This is a genomic window from Streptantibioticus rubrisoli (genome assembly GCF_024436055.1).
Lineage (GTDB): Bacteria > Actinomycetota > Actinomycetes > Streptomycetales > Streptomycetaceae > Streptantibioticus_A > Streptantibioticus_A rubrisoli.
In genome coordinates this window covers 44,118-65,192 of record NZ_JANFNH010000036.1, presented here as the reverse complement: position 1 = coordinate 65,192, position 21,075 = coordinate 44,118, and the positions used below count along the sequence as shown (strand labels likewise).

Below are 21,075 nucleotides of genomic sequence, written 5' to 3'. Positions count from 1 at the left end.
CTCTGCGAGCAGGGGAGGCCCCATGCCGGGCCGAGGAGGACGGGCTATGGTGCAGAAAGCCAAGATCCTCCTGGTCGATGACCGGCCGGAGAATCTGCTGGCGCTGGAGGCCATCCTCTCCGCGCTCGATCAGACACTGGTTCGGGCATCGTCCGGGGAGGAGGCGCTCAAAGCGCTGCTCACGGACGACTTCGCGGTGATCCTGCTCGATGTACAGATGCCGGGTATGGACGGGTTCGAGACCGCGGCGCACATCAAGCGCCGGGAACGCACCCGGGACATCCCGATCATCTTCCTGACCGCCATCAACCACGGCCCGCACCACACCTTCCGCGGCTACGCGGCGGGTGCGGTCGACTACATCTCCAAGCCGTTCGATCCGTGGGTGCTCCGGGCCAAGGTCTCGGTCTTCGTTGAGCTGTACATGAAGAACTGCCAGCTGCGGGAGCAGGCCGCCCTGCTGCGCCTGCAGTTGGAACAAGGCGGCCACTCCGGAGCCGACGGCGGCAAGGAACCGGTGGGCCTGATCGCCGAACTGTCCGCCCGACTCGCGGCGGTGGAGGAGCAGGCGGAGGCGCTGTCCAAGCAGTTGGACGACTCCGCCGACGCGGCCGCGGTGGCCACCGCCGCGCATCTGGAGCGCAAGCTGACGGGCCTGCGGCGGGCGTTGGACGCGCTGGAGCCCGGCGCCGACCCGGGCACGTCGGCGACGCCCCCGCAGGAATGACCGGTTGACGTCACGTCACCCTTGTTACGCCTGGGCCGCGACACGAACGGGCGTATACGACGCCTCGTACCAGGCCCAGGGGCAACGGCGGTAACCTCGGCACCATGGCCTCACGTACGTCCGGCAAGGGTTCGAGCAGCTCTGCGGCTCCCGCCAAGCGCACCGGGCGCACGTCGGGCGCCAAGGGCGCCGCCGGTGGTGGCGCTGGTGCCGCCAGGAAGAAGGCACCGGCGAAGAAGACCGCCGCGAAGCCGCGTCCGGCCGCCAAGAAGGCGGCCGCCGGGAAGAAGGCCGCGCCCAAGGCCGCGCCGAAACCGGCGCCGAATCCCACACGTCCGGTGCTGCGGCTGCTGCGCGCGCTGTGGCTCGGCCTCGCGCACAGTGTGGGCGCGGTGTTCCGCGGTGTGGGCCGGGGCGCGCGCGGCCTTGACCCGGCGCACCGCAAGGACGGCCTGGCGCTGCTACTGCTGGGGCTCGCGCTGGTGATCGCGGCCGGTACCTGGTCCAACCTGTCCGGTCCGGTCGGTGATCTGGTCGAGATGCTGATCACCGGCGCGTTCGGCCGGTTGGACCTGCTGGTGCCGATACTGCTGGCCGTGGTCGCCATTCGCCTGATGCGCCATCCGGAACGGCCGGAGGCCAACGGGCGCATCGTGATCGGCCTGTCCGCGCTGATCGTCGGCGTCCTCGGGCTGGTCCACATCGGCTGCGGCGCGCCCGGCCGCGGCCTGGGCGCGCAGGCGCTGCGCGATGCGGGCGGCATGATCGGCTGGGCCGCCGCCGAACCGCTGCTGTTCACCGTCGGTTCGGCGCTCGCCGTGCCACTGCTGGTGCTGTTGACGGTGTTCGGGCTGCTGGTGGTCACCGCCACCCCGGTCAACGCCATCCCGCAGCGGCTCAGACACCTGGCCACCCGGCTCGGCCTGTACCACCCGGGCGACGGCTACGACGACGAAGCCGAGCCGTACGAGGACGCCGCGTACGCCGAGCCGGACGACGAGCCGCGCCCCCGCCGCTCCCGTACCCGTGCACCCGTCGCGGACGGCGACGCGCCCGCCGAGGCGGTGGAGGCCGAGGAGTTGGGCCGCCGCCGGGGGCGGGGCGGCCAGGGCGCGCCGGTGGACTTCAGCAAGCGCGGCGCGCCCGACCCGGTGGACGTGGCGGCCGCCGCTGCCGCCGCGTTGGACGGTGCCGTGCTGCACGGGGTGCATCCCTCGCCGGTGGTCGCCGACATCACCAGCCGGATCTCGCTGGCCAAGAACGCCGGGAGCGGCGCGGGCTCCGCGGTCCCGGCCGCGCGTGCCGAGGAGGCCGCGGCCCCGGCCGTCGCCGTGCCCGATCTGACGAAGAAGCCCGTGCCCGCGCCCGCCGACCCGCTGCCGCCGCGCGCCGAACAGCTCCAGCTCTCCGGCGACATCACCTACGCGCTGCCCTCGCTCGACCTGTTGCGGCGCGGCGGTCCCGGCCGCACCCGCAGCGCCGCCAACGACCAGGTGGTCGCTTCGCTGTCCGGTGTCTTCTCCGAGTTCAAGGTCGACGCCTCGGTCACCGGCTTCACCCGGGGGCCGACGGTCACCCGCTACGAGGTCGAACTCGGTCCGGCGGTGAAGGTCGAACGGATCACCGCGCTCACCAAGAACATCGCCTACGCGGTGGCCAGTCCGGATGTGCGCATCATAAGTCCCATTCCGGGCAAGTCGGCTGTCGGTATCGAAATCCCCAACTCCGACCGGGAGATGGTCAACCTCGGCGACGTGCTGCGTTCCGCGGAAGCGTCGGGCGAGGAGCATCCGATGACGGTCGGCCTCGGCAAGGACGTCGAGGGCGGCTATGTGATGGCCAACCTCGCCAAGATGCCGCACGTACTGGTCGCCGGTGCCACGGGTTCCGGCAAGTCCTCGTGCATCAACTGCCTGATCACCTCGATCATGGCGCGGGCTACCCCGGACGAGGTGCGGATGGTGCTGGTCGACCCCAAACGCGTCGAACTCACCGCGTACGAGGGCATTCCACACCTGATCACGCCGATCATCACCAACCCGAAGAAGGCCGCCGAGGCGCTGCAGTGGGTGGTCCGCGAGATGGACCTGCGCTACGACGACCTGGCGGCGTACGGCTTCCGGCACATCGACGACTTCAACGCGGCGGTGCGCTCCGGCAAGGTCAAGCCGCCCGAGGGCAGCGAGCGTGAACTGTCCCCGTACCCCTACCTCTTGGTGATCGTGGACGAGCTGGCGGACCTGATGATGGTGGCGCCGCGCGATGTCGAGGACTCCATCGTGCGCATCACCCAGCTCGCCCGCGCCGCCGGAATCCACCTGGTGCTCGCCACCCAGCGGCCGAGCGTCGACGTGGTCACCGGTCTGATCAAGGCCAATGTGCCCTCCCGGCTGGCGTTCGCCACCTCCTCGCTCGCCGACAGCCGGGTCATCCTCGACCAGCCGGGCGCCGAGAAGCTGATCGGCAAGGGCGACGGGCTGTTCCTGCCGATGGGCGCCAACAAGCCGATCCGGTTGCAGGGCGCCTTCGTCACCGAGGATGAGGTCTGCGCGGTGGTGAACCACTGCAAGTCCCAGCTCACACCGGTCTTCCGGGACGACGTCACCGGGCCCAGTGGGCCGAAGAAGGAGATCGACGAGGAGATCGGCGACGACCTCGACCTGTTGCTGCAGGCCGCGGAGCTGGTGGTGTCCACCCAGTTCGGCTCGACTTCGATGCTCCAGCGCAAACTGCGCGTGGGATTCGCGAAAGCGGGCAGACTCATGGACCTGATGGAATCGCGGAACATCGTCGGACCCAGCGAGGGCTCCAAGGCGCGTGACGTCCTCGTCAAGCCCGACGAGCTCGACGGGGTACTCGCCCTGATCCGCGGTGACACCCCGGGCTAGCCATGGCCCACGGCTCGCCCGGGGCGGTGGAACGGGCAACCGTAAGCGCTGTTCGTACGTCAAACGGAATGTAGGGGGCGGGCAGATGGCGGACGGCCGACGGCGGTACGCCCAGTGCCTTAGACGGGCGGACTTCCGTTGGCCGACAAAGTCATCTCGTCCGCTTGCCTGATGCTCGCCGACCGCCCCTAAACTGAATTTCCAGCAGGTGGCTACACGCTCGAAAGGCGCCCCCGTGTCCATCGGCAACTCTCCTTCCGACGCTGCTTCCGAGGCACCCCTGTCCATCGGCCGCGCCCTGCACCGGGCACGTCTCGACGCCGGTCTGACCGTGGACGAGATCAGTGCGGCCACCCGGGTAAGGGCGCCCATCGTGCGCGCGATGGAGCAGGACGACTTCTCCCGCTGCGGCGGCGACGTCTACGCCCGCGGCCATATCCGCACCCTCGCGCGGGCGGTGGGGCTCGATCCGGCGCCGCTGATCGAGGGCTACGACGCCGAGCACGGTGGCAAACCCAGCCCCACCCAGGTGGCGCCGGTCTACGAGGCGGAGAAGATCCGCCCCGAACCGCGCCGCCCCAACTGGACCGCGGCCATGGTCGCGGCGATCGTGGTCGTGGTCGGCTTCGTCGGCTTCACGATGTTCAGCGGCGCCCGCAGCGGTACCGAGTCGGCAGCCGGCAACGCCGCCCAGCCCAGCCCCACCCACGCCCCGACCCACCCGCCCGCCAGCAGGACCCCCGAGCCCACCCGCAGCGCCATCGCCGCCGCCCCGGCCGACAAGGTCACCGTCAAACTCACCGCCGACGGCGGCAAGAGCTGGGTCACCGCGACCGCCAACGATGGGCACTCGCTGTTCGAAGGATTGCTGGACCAGGGGCAGTCCAAGACCTTCACCGACGACAAGAAGATCTCCCTGGTGCTCGGCAACGCCGGAGCGGTGAAGATGTTCGTCAACGGCAAGGACCTCGGCACCGCGGGCAACCCCGGCCAACTGCTGCGCACCGACTTCACCCCCGGCAACCCGCAGGCCGGATAGCGGCGGGCGGGGTCAGCGGAGAAGTCCCGGTCAGGGACAAAGTAGGCTGAGGCTGCCTGATCGTGTTCGCTCGCCTCCGGGCGCTTGTACCCGGCGCCGACACTCCTCGGGACCGCGCTCGCTCCTTCGTCGCTCCCTTGCCCTCGTCGCTTTCGGCACCGGCGCGCCCTTTGGCTCGCTCACGCCCGGGGTCAGCGGAGAAGTCCCGGTCAGGGACAAAGTAGGCTGAGCCCATGCCCGAACCCCGTACCGTCGCTCTTGTCACTCTCGGCTGCGCGCGCAATGAGGTGGACTCCGAGGAGCTCGCCGGCCGTCTGGCGGCGGACGGCTGGCAGCTCGTGCAGGACGCCGCCGAAGCCGATGTCGCCGTGGTCAACACCTGCGGCTTTGTCGACGCCGCCAAGAAGGACTCGGTCGACGCCCTGCTGGAGGCGAACGACCTCAAGGGCCAGGCCCGTACCCAGGCGGTCGTGGCCGTCGGCTGCATGGCCGAGCGGTACGGCAAGGAACTCGCCGAGGCGCTGCCCGAGGCCGACGGGGTGCTGGGCTTCGACGACTACGCGGACATCTCCGACCGCCTGCGGACCATCCTGGCGGGCGGTGTGCACGCCCCGCACACCCCGCGCGACCGGCGCAAGCTGCTGCCGATCAGCCCGGTGGAGCGACAGGGCAGCGCCGTGGCACTGCCCGGGCACGGGCAGCTCCCGGCCGACCTGCCCCAGGGCGTGGCGCCCGCCTCGGGGCCGCGGGCGCCGCTGCGCCGCCGACTGGAGTCCAGCCCGGTCGCCTCGGTGAAGCTGGCGTCGGGGTGCGACCGGCGGTGCGCCTTCTGCGCCATCCCCTCCTTCCGTGGCTCGTTCGTCTCCCGCCGCCCCTCCGACGTGCTCGCCGAGACCCGCTGGCTGGCCGAGCAGGGCGTCAAGGAGGTCATGCTGGTCAGCGAGAACAACACCTCGTACGGCAAGGACCTCGGCGACATCCGGCTGCTGGAGACGCTGCTGCCGGAGCTGGCGGCGGTCGACGGGATCGAGCGGATCCGGGTCAGCTACCTGCAGCCCGCCGAGATGCGGCCGACGCTGATCGACGTGTTGACCTCGACGCCCAAGGTGGCTCCCTACTTCGACCTGTCCTTCCAGCACTCGGCGCCCGGTGTGCTGCGCGCGATGCGCCGGTTCGGCGACACCGAGCGCTTCTGGGGGCTGCTGGAGACGGTGCGCGCCAAGGCGCCGCAGGCGGGTGTGCGGTCCAACTTCATCGTCGGCTTCCCCGGCGAGAGCGAGGCGGACCTGGCGGAGCTGGAACGCTTCCTCGGCGAGGCGCGGCTGGACGCCATCGGGGTTTTCGGCTACTCCGACGAGGAGGGCACCGAGGCCGCCGGATACGAGGGCAAGCTGCCCGAGGACGTGGTCGCCGAGCGTCTGGCCCGCCTGTCCCGGCTGGCCGAGGAACTCACCGCGCAGCGCGCCGAGGAGCGGCTGGGTGAGACCGTGGAAGTGCTGGTGGAGTCGCTGGACGAGGGCGAGGCCGTCGGCCGCGGTGCGCACCAGGCGCCGGAGACCGACGGCCAGGTGGTGCTGACCTCCAGCGCCGGGCTGGCGGTCGGCGACATCGTCGCCGCCAAGGTGGTGGACACCGAGGGCGTGGACCTGGTGGCCGAGCCGCTCACCGGCGGTCCGGGCGGTACGGAGGGAGCGGGCAGATGACCGGTGTACCGGCGTCCGCGGCGGGCGGTCACCGGCCCGCGGCGGCTCCCGACCACATCGGGGACCCGGTGGACCGGCCTGGCCTGTGGAACATCGCCAACATCCTGACCATGGTGCGGCTGCTGCTCGTACCGGGGTTCGTGCTGCTGCTGGTCCACGCGGGTGGTCACAACCCGGCGTGGCGCTCGTTCGCGTGGGCGGCGTTCGCCATCGCCATGATCACCGATCTTTTCGACGGTGAACTGGCCCGCCGCTACAACCTGGTCACCGACTTCGGCAAGATCGCCGACCCGATAGCGGACAAGGCGATCATGGGCGCCGCACTGGTCGGCCTGTCCGCGCTCGGCGACCTGCCGTGGGCGGTCACCGCGGTGATCCTGTTCCGCGAGATCGGCATCACGCTGATGCGCTTCTGGGTCATCAAGCACGGGGTGATCCCGGCCAGCCGGGGCGGGAAGTTGAAGACGCTGACCCAGGGCGTCGCGGTGGGGATGTACGTGCTGGCGCTGACCGGACCGCTGGCCACGCTGCGGGCCTGGGTGATGGCGGTGGCGGTGGTGCTGACGGTGGTGACCGGCCTGGACTACGTACGGCAGGCCGTGCTGCTGCGGCGGGCCGGGCTGGCCGCGCGGGCCGCGGAGCGTGACGCTGGGTCGGGCGGCGCGGCATGACCGCCGCCGAGGCGCTGGCGCTGCTGGAGCGTCAGGGGGCCACGCTGGCCGTCGCCGAGTCGCTGACCGGCGGTCTGGTGGCCGCCGCGATCACCGCGGTGCCGGGCGCGTCCCGCGCCTTCCGCGGTTCGGTCACCGCGTACGCCACCGACGTCAAGCGCGATGTGCTCGGGGTGGACGGCGCGCTGCTGGCGGCGCGCGGCGCGGTGGACCCGCTGGTCGCGCGGGAGATGGCGCAGGGCGTGCGCCGCTTGCTGGGCGCCACCTGGGGCCTGGCCACCACCGGGGTCGCCGGCCCCGACCCGCAGGACGGCAAGGAGGTGGGCACGGTCCACGTGGCCATCGCCGGTCCTTGGGGGGCGTGGGCCGACTCGCCGCGACTGTCGGGCGACCGTGCGGCGATTCGCGACGCGACCGTCGGCGCCGCCTTGGAGCTGCTGGTGGAGGCGGTGCGGGGCGGGCGTAAGGCCGCCGGAGTGAACGCGAGGGCACAGGATACGGAACAGCACGGGGGAATTTGATGTTTGCAGCCCTTAGTGAACACGTCATCGCTCCCCGCACGGCTGCTGCCGGAGGCGGTACGGTGGGGCGAGAAGCTTACGGATCCGCGGTCCGAGGAGGGAGCCACCGATGATCCTGCTCCGTCGCCTGCTGGGTGACGTGCTGCGTCGGCAGCGCCAACGTCAGGGCCGCACTCTGCGCGAGGTCTCGGCATCGGCCAGAGTCTCGTTGGGCTACCTGTCTGAGGTAGAGCGCGGCCAGAAGGAAGCTTCCTCCGAACTGCTCTCCGCGATCTGCGACGCCTTGGACGTGCGGATGTCCGAGGTCATGCGCGAGGTCAGCGATGAGCTGTCGCTCGCCGAGCTGGCGCAGTCGGCGGCCTCGGAGGTGGCGGCCGTGCCGGTGCGGTCGATGTTGGAGACGGTCACCCATGTGCCAGGCACTCGTGTGACGATCAAGCCACCGCAGGCCGAGGCCGTGGATGTGGTCGCGGCCTGATCGTTTGCGGCGGTGAAAGCCGTTGGGGCCGGGCTGTCATGGCAGCCCGGCCCTTCGCGTGTTTCACGCGGCCGGAGTGGGCAGGCGCACGGACGAAACGGACTTAAGGCTCCCGCCCGCCCGAGGAGGTAACACCATGGCTGTCGTGAAGACCGCGCTGTCCGACGAGGCCCGCAAGGTGGCCGCGGACACGTTGCAGGGTGCGCTGGTCGACCTCGTGGACCTCGCCCTGCTGGCCAAGCAGGTCCACTGGAACATCGTCGGACCGCGCTTCCGTTCCGTGCACCTCCAGCTCGACGAGGTCGTCAGCACCGCGCGAAGCTACTCCGACACCGTCGCCGAGCGGTCCGCCGCGATCGGTGTGCCACCGGACGGCCGAGCGGAGACGGTCGCCAAGACCAGCGGCGTCGCCACCGTGAAGGACGGCTGGATCAACGACAAGGACGCGGTGGACATCCTGATCGCGGCACTGGCCGCGATCATCGAGCGGATGCGCGAGCGCATCAAGGCCACCGAGCAGCCCGACCTCGTCACGCAGGACATCTTCCTCGGGCTGACCGCCGCGCTGGAGAAGCACTACTGGATGTTCCAGGCCGAGAATGTGAGCGTTTGAGCGATCACTCGATGTAGTGAACCGTCGCTGTATGTGTTCGCATGGTGCTCCCATCGAGTGAAGACCGCTCCGCTCGTCGTACCAGAGGGCTAATGATCACTCGCACGGGGCATCGCACCCTGTATGGGAGCCCGGTCGGCTCCTTGTCGCAGCCTCGGGGATGTCGGAGGCGGCCATGGACGCTCGATGGGTGGCGGATGCTTCCCAAAGGGAACGGCGCGGCGCGGTCGTGTGGCGTCGCGTACGGCGGATCGCGGCTGGGGTCTTCGCTCTGCTGTGGTGCTGGGCGGTGCTGCGGGTGGCGGTACACCCCGCGCAGACCGGCCCGGTTGAGCAGGGGTTCGCGGTGAGCGGCTGGACGCTGGGGCTGCTGCCGGTGCATGTCACGCCATGGCGGCGCGGCCGGTGTGGGCGCGGGGGTACGCGGTGTGCGACCGCGCGGGGCGGTAGCGGGAGTGCGCCCGCGCGGCCGCTGCCGCCGCCGCGAAGGCCGGGCGGATACCCGCCCGTTGGCGCCACGGCGGTCTCCGCGGTGGGCGCGGAGCCGCGAATACGGCGGCCCGGAAAGGGGCGTTGAGCCGCGGCGCCCTCAACTGGCCCGCTGCGCGCCTCAACCGCGGGGCGGAGACGGGCCGTTCTGGCAGCTCGGGCACCAGTAGCTGACACGGGCCTCGTCGGACGGCCCCTGGCTCGCCCGGCGTACGGCCGTACCGCAGCGTAGACACGGTTGGTGTTCGCGGTTGTACACCCAGAGGGTGCCGCCGCGCCGGGGGTTGCCCGTGGTGATACGGCTGTGGCGGGCCTTGTTGGCGTCAAGGAGCTTGTGCGCCAGCGCCACCAGCCTTTCCGGAGCGGTGAGTTGACCCACCGGCGTCCAGGGCGTGACACCGCGCAGGAAGCACAGTTCCGACTTGTAGACATTGCCGACCCCGGCGAGATTGCGCTGGTCCAGCAGTGCCTCGCCGACCGGGCGGGCGGGGTCGGCGAGCAGTCGGCGCACCGCCTCGGCCGGATCCCAGTCAGGGCCCAGCAGGTCCGGGCCGAGATGGCCGACGGCACAGTCCTCCTCGGCGGTACGCAGCAGCTCAAGCACCGGCAGCCGGTAGCCGACGGCCACCGACTCGGCGGTGGCCAGCACCGCCCGGATCTGGTGGTGCGGCCCACCGCGCCACCGCTCACCGGCGGCGTAGACCCGCCAGGAGCCGTCCATCCGCAGGTGCGAGTGGAGCGTCCAGCCGCCCTCGAAGCGGGTCAGCAGATGCTTGCCGCGCGACAGCACCTCCTCGATCCGCCGCCCGGAGAAGTCCGTGGTGGCCAGCTTGGGCACCCGCAGGTCGCAGCGGACCACCGTGCGTCCCGCCAACGCCTCCCGCAGTCGGCGCGCGGTCAGCCAGACGGTGTCTCCTTCGGGCATACCTCCATCATGCCGTCAGCCGTGGTCGGCGAGGTCGCTGGAGGGCCTCAGCCGCAGGCCGCGCGGGGTCGCGTGGAAACCGGCGGCCTCCAGGGCCCTGCCCAGCGGTGAGACCAGCGCCGGCTCACCGTTGGTGCGCTCCACCGTCAGTCGGCCCAGCGCGTCGTCCCGCACCGCGTCGGCCAGCGCCCGCACCGCCGCCCGCAGCCGAGGGCTGTCCGCATCGGCGCTATCGTCCCAGGCCAGCAGCGTCTTGCCGCCGCGCTCCACGTACAGCGTCAGCTCCCCGTCCACCAGCACCACCAAGGCGCCCGCCTTGCGGCCCGGCTTGTGGCCGGGGCGGCCCTCGGTGCCCGACGGTGGATCGGGCCAGGGCAGGGCGGCGCCGTACGCGTTCGCCGGGTCGGCCGCGGCCAGGACGACGGCGCGCGGCGTCGTGGACTGCGGCTGCTCACGCTCGCGCGCGTTGTACACGGCGCGCAGCCGGTCCACGGCGCCGTCCATGGCGAACTGGGCCGCGCCCAGGCCCTCCACGACATAGCCGCGACGGGCCTGCCCGCTCTCCTCGAACGCGGACAGCACCCGGTACACCGCCGAGAAGCCGCCCTCGACGCCTTCGGCCGCGACCGCTCCCCGGGTCACCACACCGTGCCGGTCCAGCAGGGTGTGCGCCAGCGCGTGCGCCCGCACCGTCGGGTCGGCCTCGGCCTGCGGGACCAGCGACCACCGCCCGGCCGCGGTCGGCGGGCCGGTACGCGACGCGGTGGGCCGCGGTATCGCGGAGCCGTACCGGCCGCGCGGGATGGCCCTCGGCGCCCGATGCGCCGTGGAGCCCGCCGTGCGGCCCGAACCGAGCAGGGCACGCAGCGGGGTGATCGTGTCATTGGTGAGCCGCCCCGACCAGACCAACTCCCACAGCACATCGACCAGTTGTGGATCGGTCGCCTCCGGCATGGTGGTCCTGACCTGGTCGGCAATCTGCCGGAAGAACAGGCCGTAGCCGCCGGACAGGGCGTCGAGGACCGCTAGGTGCAGCGGTGTCAGCTCCAGCGGCAGCGCGGGCGGCAGCAACACCCCGGCGGTGTCGGCGAGATGGAGCGTGACCCAGCCGTCCTTACCGGGCAGCGCACCGGCGCCGGACCAGATCACCTCACCGGAGGCGGTGAGCTGGTCGAGCATCGCCGGGGTGTAGTCGACCACCCGCGACGGCAGCACCAGCTTCTCCAGCGCGGAGGCGGGCACCGCGCAGCCCTGCAACTGCTCGATCGCGCGCACCAGTCCGTCGAGGCCGCGCAGCGCCCGCGTACCGACCTGCTGCCACTGGGGGAGGAACGCGCCCAGCGCGCTGGGCGGCACCGGCTCCAGCTCCTGCCGCAACGCCGCCAGCGACCGGCGGCGCAGCCTGCGCAGCACCCCGGCATCGCACCACTCGTGGCCCAAACCGTCAGGCCGGAACTCCCCCTGCACCACCCGGCCGCCAGCGGCCAGCCGGTGCAGCGTGGTCTCGGCCACCGCCGAGCCGACGCCGAAGCGGGCCGCCGCGTCGGCGGCCGTGAACGGGCCGTGGGTGCGCGCGTACCGGGCGAGCAGATCGCCGAGCGGATCCTTCACCGGTTCGGTGAACGCCTCCGGCACGCCCACCGGCAGTGCCGTGCCGAGCGCGTCCCGCAGCCGTCCGGCGTCCTCGACGGCCGCCCAGTGCTCGGCGCCGCCGATCCGGACCCGGATCGCCCGCCGGGCGGCCTCCAACTCCACCGGCCAGCCCGGCTGCGCGCCGCGCTCGGCCAACTCCTCGGTGGTGAGCGGGCCCAGTATCCGCAGCAGATCGGCGACGCCCTCGGCGTCCTTGACTCGCCGGTCCTCGGTCAGCCACTGCAGTTCGCGCTCCAGTTCCGCCATGACGTCGGCGTCCAGCAGCTCGCGCAACTCCGCCTGGCCGAGCAGTTCGGCCAGCAGCCGGGAGTCCAACGACAAGGCGGCGGCGCGCCGTTCGGCGAGCGGGGAGTCGCCTTCGTACAGGAACTGCGCCACATAGCCGAACAGCAGGGAGCGGGCGAACGGGGACGGCTCGGGAGTGGTCACCTCCACCAACCGGACCGCGCGCCCCTCGATGTCGCCCATCAGCTCCACCAGGCCCGGCACGTCGAACACGTCCTGCAGGCACTCGCGGACCGCTTCCAGCACGATCGGGAACGAACCGAACTCCGAGGCCACCGAGAGCAGTTGGGCCGCCCGCTGGCGCTGCTGCCACAGCGGTGTCCGCTTGCCCGGATTGCGGCGGGGCAGCAGCAGGGCGCGGGCCGCGCACTCGCGGAACCGGGAGGCGAACAGGGCCGATCCGCCGACCTGTTCGGTGACGATCTGCTCGACCTCGCCCTTGTCGAAGACCACATCGGCCGCGCCCACCGGGCTTTGCTCGGTGTCGTACTCCGCACCGGCCTTCAGCGGATCGACGTCCAGCAGGTCGAGGCCGAGCAGATCGGCGTCGGGCAGCCGCAGCACGATGCCGTCGTCGGCGTGCATCACCTGGGCGTCGAACCCGTACCGCTCGGCGAGCCGGGCGCCGAGGGCGAGCGCCCACGGGGCGTGCACCTGCGCGCCGAACGGGGAGTGCACCACGACCCGCCAGTCGCCCAGTTCGTCACGGAACCGCTCCACCACGATGGTCCGGTCGTCCGGGACATGGCCGCACGCCCGGCGCTGCTCGTCCAGATAGGCCAGCACGTTGTCCGCCGCCCAGGTGTCGAGTCCGGCTGCCGTGAGCCGGGTCCGCGCCAGCTGTGGGTCCTGACCGCCGATCTCGCGCAGGAACGCCCCCACGGCGCGGCCGAGTTCGAGGGGGCGGCCGAGCTGGTCGCCCTTCCAGAACGGCAGCCTGCCTGGCACTCCGGGGGCGGGGGAGACCAGCACCCGGTCGCGGGTGATGTCCTCGATCCGCCAGGAGGTGGTGCCCAGGGTGAACACATCGCCGACCCTGGACTCGTAGACCATCTCCTCGTCCAGCTCCCCGACCCGGCCGCCGCCCTTCTTCGGATCGGAGCCCGCGAGGAAGACGCCGAACAGGCCGCGGTCCGGGATGGTGCCGCCCGAGGTCACCGCCAGCCGCTGCGCACCCGGCCGCCCGGTGACCGTGCCCGCCACCCGGTCCCACACCACGCGGGGCCGCAACTCGGCGAACACGTCCGAGGGATAGCGACCGGCGAGCATGTCCAGCACCGCGGTGAACGCGGACTCCGGCAGCGCGGCGAACGGCGCGGCGCGCCGCACCAGCGCCAGCAGCTCCTCCACGTCCCAGGTGTCCATCGCCGCCATCGCGACCAACTGCTGGGCCAGCACGTCCAACGGGTTGGCGGGGATCCGCAGCGCCTCGATGCCGCCCTGCCGCATCCGTTCGGTGACCACGGCGGACTGCACCAGGTCGCCGCGGTACTTGGGGAAGACGATCCCCTTGGAGACCGCGCCGACCTGGTGCCCGGCCCGGCCCACGCGTTGCAGCCCGGAGGCGACCGACGGCGGCGACTCGACCTGGACCACGAGGTCCACCGCGCCCATGTCGATGCCCAGCTCCAGGCTGGAGGTGGCGACCACGGCGGGCAGCCGCCCGGCCTTCAAGTCCTCCTCGACCAGCGCCCGTTGCTCCTTGGAGACCGATCCGTGATGCGCCCGGGCCAGCACCGGCGGGGCGCCTTTTCCGCCCCCGGAGCCTCCCATCAGCTGGGCCGGAGCGTGGTCCTCCGGCAACGGCTGGCCGATGGTCCGCTCGTAGGCGATCTCGTTGAGCCGGTTGCACAAGCGCTCGGCCAGCCGACGGGAGTTGGCGAACACGATCGTGGAGCGGTGCGCCTGCACCAGATCGGCGATCCGCTCCTCGACGTGCGGCCAGATCGACGGCCGCTCACCACCGTCCGAGCCACCGGCGTCGGACACCGGGGAGCCGCCCAGCTCCCCCAGGTCCTCGACCGGGACCACGACCGACAGGTCGAACTCCTTCTGCGAGCCCGGCTGGACGATCGTCACCTTGCGCCGCGGCGACAGGAAGCGGGCCACCTCGTCCACCGGCCGTACCGTCGCGGACAGCCCGATCCGCCGGGCGGGCCGGTCCAGCAACTCGTCCAGCCGCTCCAGGGACAGCGCCAGATGCGCGCCGCGCTTGGTCCCGGCGACCGCGTGCACCTCGTCCAGGATCACCGTCTCCACACCGGACAGCGCCTCACGGGTGGCGGAGGTCAGCATCAGGAAGAGGGATTCGGGCGTGGTGATCAGGATGTCCGGCGGCCTGCTGGCCATCGAGCGGCGCTCGGCGGCCGGGGTGTCCCCGGACCGGATGCCGACCCGCACGTCCGGCTCCGGCAGCCCGAGCCGCACCGCCTCGTGCCGCAGCCCGGTCAGCGGGCTGCGCAGGTTGCGCTCCACGTCCACCGCGAGCGCCTTGAGCGGGGAGACGTACAGCACCCGGCAGCGGCGCTTGGCCTCGGCGGGGGCGGGGGTGTTCGCCAGCCGGTCCAGGGAGGCCAGGAAGGCGGCGAGCGTCTTGCCGGACCCGGTGGGCGCGACGACCAGCACGTCGGACTGCTGCGCGATGGCCCGCCAGGCGCCCGCCTGCGCACTCGTAGGCGCGTGAAAGGCGCCCGTGAACCACGCACGCGTGGCGGGGGCGAAGCACTCCAGGGCCGACGCCGGATCCGGCTCCCGCCCCGGATCCGGCGTCTCGCGCCGCTTCCCGATCGACATGCCATCCATCGTGCCTCGCCCCACTGACAATCGGGCTGACCAGCGGGTTCGGGGGTGCGTGTGCGGTGGCGGGGCTCGCGCGGCGGCTAGGCGACCTCCCGCCCGTAGGCGCGCAGGGTGAGCAGGGCCTCGATGGTCCGGACCGGGCGGCGTTCCAGGTGGGCGGTCGGCGTCCAGGAGTGGGAGCGCGCTGGCCAGCCGCCGTCCGGGGCCTGGGCGGCGGCCAGGAAATCGAGGGCGCGGTCCATTTCGGCGCTGGTGAACCACCGGCGTGCGAGCGAGTCGGGGGAGCGCGCGAAGTCGTACGCGTGATAGTGGTGCTCGTGGTAGCGGTGCTCGTCGGGAGCGTGTTCCGGTTCCAGTACCGCCAGCCGCTGCCCGCGCACCAGGCGGCCCAGCCGCTCCGCGGCCGCCTCGGCGCGGGGCCGGTCCGGGACCCCGTCCAGGAACGCCACCGCTGCCTGGATCTGCCGCGGATCGGGGTGCGCCAGGGCCTCCACCGCCGTCCAGCAGAAGTCGGTGGCCCGAAACAGCCAGGCGTGCCAGACGCCGTTGCGGTGCAGTACGCCCACCACCGGGCCGGTGGCCAGCAGGTCGCCCGCGGGCTCCATGGGCGCCGCGGTGGGTTCGGGCGGCAGGCACGCCGCGGGCAGCGCGCCGTCCGGGGTGGACGCCGAGGTGAGGTAGCGGCACAGCCGCTCGGCGCGCTGGCCGCCGCAGCGTCCGATCTCGTCCAGCACCCGCAACGCGTGTACCGCGTGCGCCGGTTGGCTGACCGGGCCGCGCAGTTCGGGCTCCAGGGCGTGCCCGTAGCCGCCGTCCTCGTTGCGGTACGCGGTGAGCGCGGTCTCGACGGGATCGGCGCCGCCGTCCAGGAAGTGGTAGGCGAACCTGCGCTGTTCGAGCACCCGGGCGGTCAGCCACACGAAGCGCTCGGCGCGGGCGAGCGGCGAGGTCAACAGGGTGGCTCCGGTCAGGGAGCCGGGGGCCAGGGGGCTGGTGGGCGGGGAGCTGGAGGAGGGGACTGCGGATCCGGCCATGGCCGCACAGTAGGGCGCCGCCAGCCCGCTGCCTACGGCTGTGACCAGGGTGCACCCGTCGGTGCGAAAGCGGCCGCCTCCAGGGCGGGATACTGGGGGCATGAAGTTGACGGTCTTCTGGGAGCGGATGAGCGCGCACTTCGGGGAGGCGTACGCCGACTCGTTCGCCCGTGACCACGTGATGTCCGAACTGGGTGGGCGCACGGTGTACCAGGCGTTCGAGGCGGGCTGGGAGGCCAAGGATGTGTGGCGGGCGGTCTGCCGGGCGGTGGACGTGCCCGCGGAGCGGCGCTGACCGCCGCGTCTTCGGCGCTGCCGGTACCCCTGTGACCTGCGGCTTCGTGGTTATCCACAGGGGCTGGCGGGCCGCTTGACACAAAAATCGAACATCCATTCTTATGGGGTGTGCTGGACCGCTTCTCCGAGATCTCCCCGAGACTTCTCCGGGCTTCTCCGGGCTTCTCCGGGGTTCTTCGGGCTTCTCCGGGCTTCTCGGGGGTTCTCTGCGGTCCGAAGCGGCCTCGCGGACGGCGTCGGGGCGCATTGTCAGTGGCAGGCGCTAGCGTCGGTGGACGTGAAGCGATCGACTCAAGCGAACCGGGTGGAACCCATGGCAGGAACCGACCGCGAGAAGGCGCTCGACGCCGCGCTCGCACAGATTGAACGGCAGTTCGGCAAGGGCGCCGTCATGCGCCTCGGCGAGCGGCCGAACGAGCCCATCGAGGTCATCCCGACCGGGTCGACCGCACTCGACGTGGCCCTCGGCGTGGGCGGCCTGCCGCGCGGCCGGGTGGTGGAGGTGTACGGTCCGGAGTCCTCCGGTAAGACCACCCTCACCCTGCACGCGGTGGCCAACGCCCAGCGGGCTGGCGGCGCGGTCGCCTTCGTGGACGCCGAGCACGCCCTCGACCCCGAGTACGCCAAGAAGCTCGGCGTGGACATCGACTCGCTGATCCTGTCCCAGCCGGACAACGGCGAGCAGGCGCTGGAGATCGTGGACATGCTGGTGCGCTCCGGCGCGTTGGACCTCATCGTGATCGACTCGGTGGCCGCCCTGGTGCCCCGGGCCGAGATCGAGGGCGAGATGGGTGACTCCCATGTCGGCCTGCAGGCCCGGCTGATGAGCCAGGCGCTGCGGAAGATCACCGGTGCGCTGAACCAGTCCAAGACCACCGCGATCTTCATCAACCAGCTGCGTGAGAAGGTCGGCGTGATGTTCGGCTCGCCGGAGACCACCACCGGTGGCCGCGCGCTGAAGTTCTACGCGTCGGTGCGGCTCGACATCCGCCGTATCGAGACGCTCAAGGACGGCACCGAGGCGGTCGGCAACCGCACCCGGGTCAAGGTCGTCAAGAACAAGGTGGCCCCGCCCTTCAAGCAGGCCGAGTTCGACATCCTCTACGGCCAGGGCATCAGCCGGGAGGGCGGCCTGATCGACATGGGCGTGGAGAACGGCTTCATCCGCAAGGCCGGTGCCTGGTACACCTACGAGGGCGACCAGCTCGGCCAGGGCAAGGAGAACGCCCGCAACTTCCTGAAGGACAACCCCGACCTCGCCGACGAGATCGAGAAGAAGATCAAGGAGAAGCTGGGCATCGGCGTCAGGACCGAGGCCCCGGGCGGTGAGCCGGGCGCCGACGCGGCGACGGCGAGCGCGGCCGAGCCGGTGGTGGCGGCCACCCCGGCCAAGACCGGCAAGGCGGCCAAGTCCGCGGCGGCCAAGGCCTGACCATGGCGTGGCCGGAAGGGTCCGGCGACGGACCCCCCTCGTCCACCGCGGAGCGGGACCTGCCGCGCGATCCGGAGGAGCGGGCCCGTGCGCTGTGCCTGCGCCTGCTCACCGGAACTCCCAGGACCCGTAAGCAACTTGCCGATGCCATGCGGCGGCGGGAGGTGCCCGACGAGGTCGCCGAGCGGGTGCTGTCCCGCTTCGAGGACGTGGGCCTGATCGACGACGCGGCGTTCGCGGACGCCTGGGTGGAGTCCCGGCACCATGGCCGGGGCCTGGCCCGGCGGGCGCTCGCCCGCGAACTGCGCACCCGCGGCGTGGAGTCCGCGGTGATCGAACGCGCCGTGGAGCAGCTTGACTCCGCGCGGGAGGAGGAGACCGCCCGCGCCCTGGTGGAGCGCAAGCTGCGCGCCACCCGCGGTCTGGACCAGGACAAGCGGATACGGCGGCTCGCCGGAATGCTCGCCCGCAAGGGGTACCCGGAGGGGCAGGCGCTACGAGTGGTCCGGCGAGCGCTGGAGGAAGAGGGCGAGGAGGCCGAGTTCCTGGACGGCTATCTGCCGGAGTGAGCGAGCGATGCGGCGACCTGACCGGCGCAGGGGGAGACCGGCAGGCCCGCCGCCCGCCAGGCCTGGAAACCGCCGACCAGATCGGTGGCCCGGTGCAGGCCGAGCGCTTGGAGCGAGACCGCCGCGAAGCTGGACGCGTAGCCCTCGTTGCACAGCACGATGATCCGGCGGTCGTGGTCGGTCGCCTCGGCGATCCGGTGGTCGCAGAGCGGGTCGAGCCGCCACTCCAACTCGTTGCGTTCCACGATGACAGCGCCCGGAACCGTACCGTCGCGCTCGCGGAGCGCGGCATAGCGGATGTCCACCAGCAGTGCCCCATCGTCCACCGCCGCCCGGGCCTGGACGGCCGTCAGCCGAACCAGCCGGGCGCGGGCCTCGGCCAACAGGGCGTCCACGCCATGGAGTTCGGCCACGGTCACCACTCCTGCGGGCGTTCGACCAGCGCCAGGCGCAGCACCCGGCCGCTCCTGCTGTAGCGCCGCATCATCGGCAGCGGCGGGTAGTACACATGCACCGAGACGGCATGATCCTCCTCGGAGGCGTTGACGACCTGGTGCACATGGTACGGGCCGAAGGCGCGGCCGCGGCCGACCGGAAGCCGGCGTGTGCGGTCCACATCGGCGGTGAGCTCCAGCCGCTGCCAACCGGCGGTCGGCAGCGGAACGGCGACCGAATCCTCGGTCAGCTCGCCCACGGCGGTGGCGAACGCACCCCGTGACCCACCGTGGTCATGCCAGCCGGTCTCGGCGCCCGGCGGCCAGCCGATCAGCCATGCCTCACTGCCGCCCGGCCCCTTGAGACGCAGCCAGGTGCGTTCCACCGGGTCGAGCGGCAGCCGGGCCAGTACCTCGGGGTCGGCGGCGGTGCGGCGGGCGAAGTCGAGCAGTTCGGCCTCGGTCACGGCGGCCGGGGAGGCAACGGGTGCGGGGCGCGCCGAACGGTCGGCGCGCGACAGGTCGTTGAGCGGCAAGGGGAACCGTCCCAGAAGATCGCGAGGAAGCGCGGACCATGCCGCGCGGGATGCAGGACCGGATCAACGGGACGGCCGACACACGCAGCCCGCGTAGCGGACCAGGTCCAGATGGACCCTCCGCACAAGGCGCAGCTCGGTGTCAGTCACGCTGTGGAGTGAACCACGGCCCGAAAGAAGGGGTCAAGCCGGGATCGACCGATCTGTCGTGATTCGCCGGGCCGTTCACACACCCGTCATGAGCGCAACTGGGCAGTGGCGCCCGCACTCTCGTCCACCTCCGGCGCACCGGCGTCCGGTGGGCCGTCCACGCCCAGGCCCGCCGCGCCCTCGTCGGCGGGCCGCTGCCGGGGCGGGCCGCCCCTGGCCACGTCGGCGTAGGCGTACAGATCGGTGGGACGGCAGCCGTTCATCGCGCCCACCACATGGCCGTCCGGGCGGATCAGCAACACGGTGTGCGCGGTCGCGCCCGGATAGTTCTCGGCCACCAACAGCTCAGTGCGGGTCGGCAACGCCGCGACAGCGGCGGTCAGTTGGGGCATCAGACCGGCGGTCAGCCAGTGCCTGCTGTCCCACACCCCGGTGCCCGGCGCCACCAGCACCGCCAGCAGATCGCGGCCCAGCCGCTCCCGCAGCCGCCCGCGGGTGCCGTCCAACGCCACCACCGGCACATCCGCGGCCTCCGAGCCAGGACCTGCGACCACGCCGGAGCCCAGCGCCGCGCGGCTGGCGCCACGGGGAGTGGTCAGCGCCAGCGGCGACCGATCGTAGACCGGCGGCGCGCCGAGCAGCCCGCGGCCGAGGTGACCGTCGGCCAGCAGTTCGGTGTGGCGGCTCATCGGCCCGGACAGCAGCGAGCGGCGCACCGTGTGCCAGGCCCCGGAGCTGCGCAGCAGCGGCAGCGCCTGGTCGGCGGCGCGCAGCCGGGCGCCCACCGCGTACCGCCGCTCGGCCTGGTAGCTGTCCAGCAGGGTGTCCGAAGCGCCCTGGTGCCAGGCGATGGCCAGCTTCCAGGCCAGGTTCTCCGCGTCCCGCAGCCCCTCCTCAAGCCCCTGCGTGCCCAACGCGCCCAGCAGATGGGCGGCGTCCCCCGCGAGGAAGGCCCGCCCGGACCGCCAGCGCCGCGCCAGCCGCTGGTGCACCGGGTACTCGGCGGAACCCAGCAGGTCGTACGCGGGCACCGTCCCCTCGCACCACCCGGCGAGGGTGGACCGGATCAGCGCCACCAGGGCGTCCGCGGTCAGCGGCTGACCACCTGGCGGCAGCGACCAGTCCACCCGCCACACCCCCCGCGGCAGCGGACGCGCCAGTACCTGCGAGCCCCGGCCGCCCGGCGGATCGCGGTGCAGCAGCGCGGTGCCGGGCTCCGGCAGGTCGACGCGGAGCGCCGCGACGGCGTACCGCTGCACGGCGGTGCGGCCGGGGAAGCGCACCTCAAGCAGCTTGCGCAGCGTGGAGCGCGGACCGTCGCAGCCGACCAGATAGCTGCCGCGCCACCAGGTGTCAGGCGGCCCGGAACCCCCTGCGGCGCTACGGGTGTGCACGCTCAGGCCGTACTCGTCCTGCTCGAAGGCGTACAACCGGCTGCCGGGCGCGACCTTGATCAGCTCCTGTCCGGCGAGTGCCTCGCGCAGACCCTGCCGCAGCCGGTCCTGCGGCAGGTGCAGCGGCGACGGCTCGGCGTCGGCGTCGAACTCGACGTACTGCACCTCCTGACGGCGGTTCAGGGTGCGCCAGGCCGTCCAGCGCGCCGCGTCGGTGTGCACGGCCGTGTAGCCGAGCCGGGCGAGCAGTTCGGCGGTCCGCGGGCGCAGCACGACGGTGCGCTCCGGCTGCCGCTCGTGCCAGGACGAGCCGTCGTCCAGCAGGATCACCGGGACGTCGTGCCGGGCGAGGCAGAGGGAGAGAGCCAGACCGGTGGTGCCCGCACCCGCGACGATCACCGGGTCCATGCGGCGGATCCTCGGTGTGCGAGGGGAATG

16 protein-coding genes and 1 pseudogene are annotated in these 21,075 nt (G+C 72.3%); 11 read left to right on the top strand and 6 right to left on the bottom strand.

The window, feature by feature from the left end; all coding sequences use genetic code 11:
- The first annotated feature begins 46 nt into the window (after positions 1-46).
- From NON19_RS24395 to NON19_RS24360, 8 genes are all read left to right on the top strand, one after another.
- On the top strand, positions 47-727 hold the full coding sequence (locus NON19_RS24395; RefSeq protein WP_255931208.1) for a response regulator: 681 nt from the start codon (positions 47-49) through the stop codon (positions 725-727).
- Between the two features lie 104 nt (positions 728-831).
- Positions 832-3,615, top strand: coding sequence for a DNA translocase FtsK (locus NON19_RS24390; RefSeq protein ID WP_255931207.1), 2,784 nt, complete (start codon positions 832-834; stop codon positions 3,613-3,615).
- A gap of 235 nt (positions 3,616-3,850) precedes the next feature.
- Positions 3,851-4,654: a helix-turn-helix domain-containing protein gene (locus NON19_RS24385; RefSeq protein WP_255931206.1), complete on the top strand. Its 804-nt coding sequence runs from the start codon at positions 3,851-3,853 to the stop codon at positions 4,652-4,654.
- Positions 4,655-4,887: 233 nt separating this feature from the next.
- Positions 4,888-6,357: a 30S ribosomal protein S12 methylthiotransferase RimO gene (gene rimO, locus NON19_RS24380; protein ID WP_255931205.1), complete on the top strand. Its 1,470-nt coding sequence runs from the start codon at positions 4,888-4,890 to the stop codon at positions 6,355-6,357.
- The gene (gene pgsA, locus NON19_RS24375) at positions 6,354-7,028 is read left to right on the top strand and encodes a CDP-diacylglycerol--glycerol-3-phosphate 3-phosphatidyltransferase (RefSeq protein ID WP_255931204.1); all 675 of its coding nucleotides are present in this window, start codon (positions 6,354-6,356) and stop codon (positions 7,026-7,028) included. Before rimO ends, pgsA begins: the two co-directional genes overlap by 4 nt.
- Positions 7,025-7,549 (top strand): CinA family protein, encoded by a 525-nt coding sequence (locus tag NON19_RS24370; RefSeq protein WP_255931203.1) that lies wholly within the window; start codon positions 7,025-7,027, stop codon positions 7,547-7,549. The genes pgsA and NON19_RS24370 overlap by 4 nt, the downstream gene beginning before the upstream one ends.
- 109 nt (positions 7,550-7,658) lie before the next feature.
- Positions 7,659-8,027, top strand: a complete 369-nt coding sequence (locus tag NON19_RS24365) for a helix-turn-helix domain-containing protein (RefSeq protein ID WP_255931201.1) — start codon at positions 7,659-7,661, stop codon at positions 8,025-8,027.
- A gap of 136 nt (positions 8,028-8,163) precedes the next feature.
- Complete coding sequence (locus NON19_RS24360) at positions 8,164-8,640, top strand: Dps family protein (RefSeq protein ID WP_255931199.1); 477 nt, start codon at positions 8,164-8,166, stop codon at positions 8,638-8,640.
- 610 nt (positions 8,641-9,250) lie between these two features.
- On the opposite strand, the gene NON19_RS24355 is transcribed toward NON19_RS24360, so the two are convergent.
- The 3 genes from NON19_RS24355 to NON19_RS24345 form a co-directional block, all read right to left on the bottom strand.
- Positions 9,251-10,054, bottom strand: a complete 804-nt coding sequence (locus tag NON19_RS24355) for an Fpg/Nei family DNA glycosylase (protein ID WP_255931197.1) — start codon at positions 10,052-10,054, stop codon at positions 9,251-9,253.
- A 15-nt stretch (positions 10,055-10,069) separates the two neighbouring features.
- The gene (locus NON19_RS24350; RefSeq protein ID WP_255931196.1) at positions 10,070-14,785 is read right to left on the bottom strand and encodes an ATP-dependent helicase; all 4,716 of its coding nucleotides are present in this window, start codon (positions 14,783-14,785) and stop codon (positions 10,070-10,072) included.
- A gap of 86 nt (positions 14,786-14,871) precedes the next feature.
- Positions 14,872-15,825, bottom strand: coding sequence for a hypothetical protein (locus NON19_RS24345; RefSeq protein ID WP_255931195.1), 954 nt, complete (start codon positions 15,823-15,825; stop codon positions 14,872-14,874).
- Positions 15,826-15,925: 100 nt separating this feature from the next.
- Between NON19_RS24345 and NON19_RS24340 the strand changes: the two genes are divergently transcribed.
- The 3 genes and pseudogenes from NON19_RS24340 to recX form a co-directional block, all read left to right on the top strand.
- Positions 15,926-16,120: a DUF3046 domain-containing protein gene (locus tag NON19_RS24340; protein ID WP_255931194.1), complete on the top strand. Its 195-nt coding sequence runs from the start codon at positions 15,926-15,928 to the stop codon at positions 16,118-16,120.
- 315 nt (positions 16,121-16,435) lie between these two features.
- The gene (gene recA, locus NON19_RS24335) at positions 16,436-17,554 is read left to right on the top strand and encodes a recombinase RecA (protein ID WP_255931193.1); all 1,119 of its coding nucleotides are present in this window, start codon (positions 16,436-16,438) and stop codon (positions 17,552-17,554) included.
- Positions 17,455-18,123, top strand: a pseudogene (gene recX / locus NON19_RS24330) (recombination regulator RecX); the annotation flags it as partial. The gene recA and the pseudogene recX, both read left to right, overlap by 100 nt.
- On the opposite strand, the gene NON19_RS24325 reads toward recX, so the two are convergent.
- The 3 genes from NON19_RS24325 to NON19_RS24315 form a co-directional block, all read right to left on the bottom strand.
- Positions 18,108-18,536, bottom strand: a complete 429-nt coding sequence (locus tag NON19_RS24325; RefSeq protein ID WP_372514266.1) for a rhodanese-like domain-containing protein — start codon at positions 18,534-18,536, stop codon at positions 18,108-18,110. The pseudogene recX and the gene NON19_RS24325 overlap by 16 nt on opposite strands.
- A gap of 2 nt (positions 18,537-18,538) precedes the next feature.
- Positions 18,539-19,093 (bottom strand): cupin domain-containing protein, encoded by a 555-nt coding sequence (locus NON19_RS24320; protein WP_255931192.1) that lies wholly within the window; start codon positions 19,091-19,093, stop codon positions 18,539-18,541.
- Positions 19,094-19,329: 236 nt separating this feature from the next.
- The gene (locus NON19_RS24315; protein ID WP_255931191.1) at positions 19,330-21,045 is read right to left on the bottom strand and encodes an FAD-dependent monooxygenase; all 1,716 of its coding nucleotides are present in this window, start codon (positions 21,043-21,045) and stop codon (positions 19,330-19,332) included.
- Between the last annotated feature and the right edge of the window lie 30 nt (positions 21,046-21,075).

Coding starts and splice junctions, on each gene's coding strand:
- NON19_RS24390 (WP_255931207.1), top strand. CDS start 832: ATGGCCTCACGTACGTCCGGCAAGGGTTCGAGCAGCTCTGCGGCTCCC.
- pgsA (WP_255931204.1), top strand. CDS start 6,354: ATGACCGGTGTACCGGCGTCCGCGGCGGGCGGTCACCGGCCCGCGGCG.
- NON19_RS24350 (WP_255931196.1), bottom strand. CDS start 14,785: ATGTCGATCGGGAAGCGGCGCGAGACGCCGGATCCGGGGCGGGAGCCG.
- NON19_RS24340 (WP_255931194.1), top strand. CDS start 15,926: ATGAAGTTGACGGTCTTCTGGGAGCGGATGAGCGCGCACTTCGGGGAG.
- NON19_RS24370 (WP_255931203.1), top strand. CDS start 7,025: ATGACCGCCGCCGAGGCGCTGGCGCTGCTGGAGCGTCAGGGGGCCACG.
- NON19_RS24355 (WP_255931197.1), bottom strand. CDS start 10,054: ATGCCCGAAGGAGACACCGTCTGGCTGACCGCGCGCCGACTGCGGGAG.
- NON19_RS24315 (WP_255931191.1), bottom strand. CDS start 21,045: ATGGACCCGGTGATCGTCGCGGGTGCGGGCACCACCGGTCTGGCTCTC.
- NON19_RS24345 (WP_255931195.1), bottom strand. CDS start 15,825: ATGGCCGGATCCGCAGTCCCCTCCTCCAGCTCCCCGCCCACCAGCCCC.
- NON19_RS24395 (WP_255931208.1), top strand. CDS start 47: ATGGTGCAGAAAGCCAAGATCCTCCTGGTCGATGACCGGCCGGAGAAT.
- rimO (WP_255931205.1), top strand. CDS start 4,888: ATGCCCGAACCCCGTACCGTCGCTCTTGTCACTCTCGGCTGCGCGCGC.
- NON19_RS24365 (WP_255931201.1), top strand. CDS start 7,659: ATGATCCTGCTCCGTCGCCTGCTGGGTGACGTGCTGCGTCGGCAGCGC.
- NON19_RS24360 (WP_255931199.1), top strand. CDS start 8,164: ATGGCTGTCGTGAAGACCGCGCTGTCCGACGAGGCCCGCAAGGTGGCC.
- recA (WP_255931193.1), top strand. CDS start 16,436: ATGGCAGGAACCGACCGCGAGAAGGCGCTCGACGCCGCGCTCGCACAG.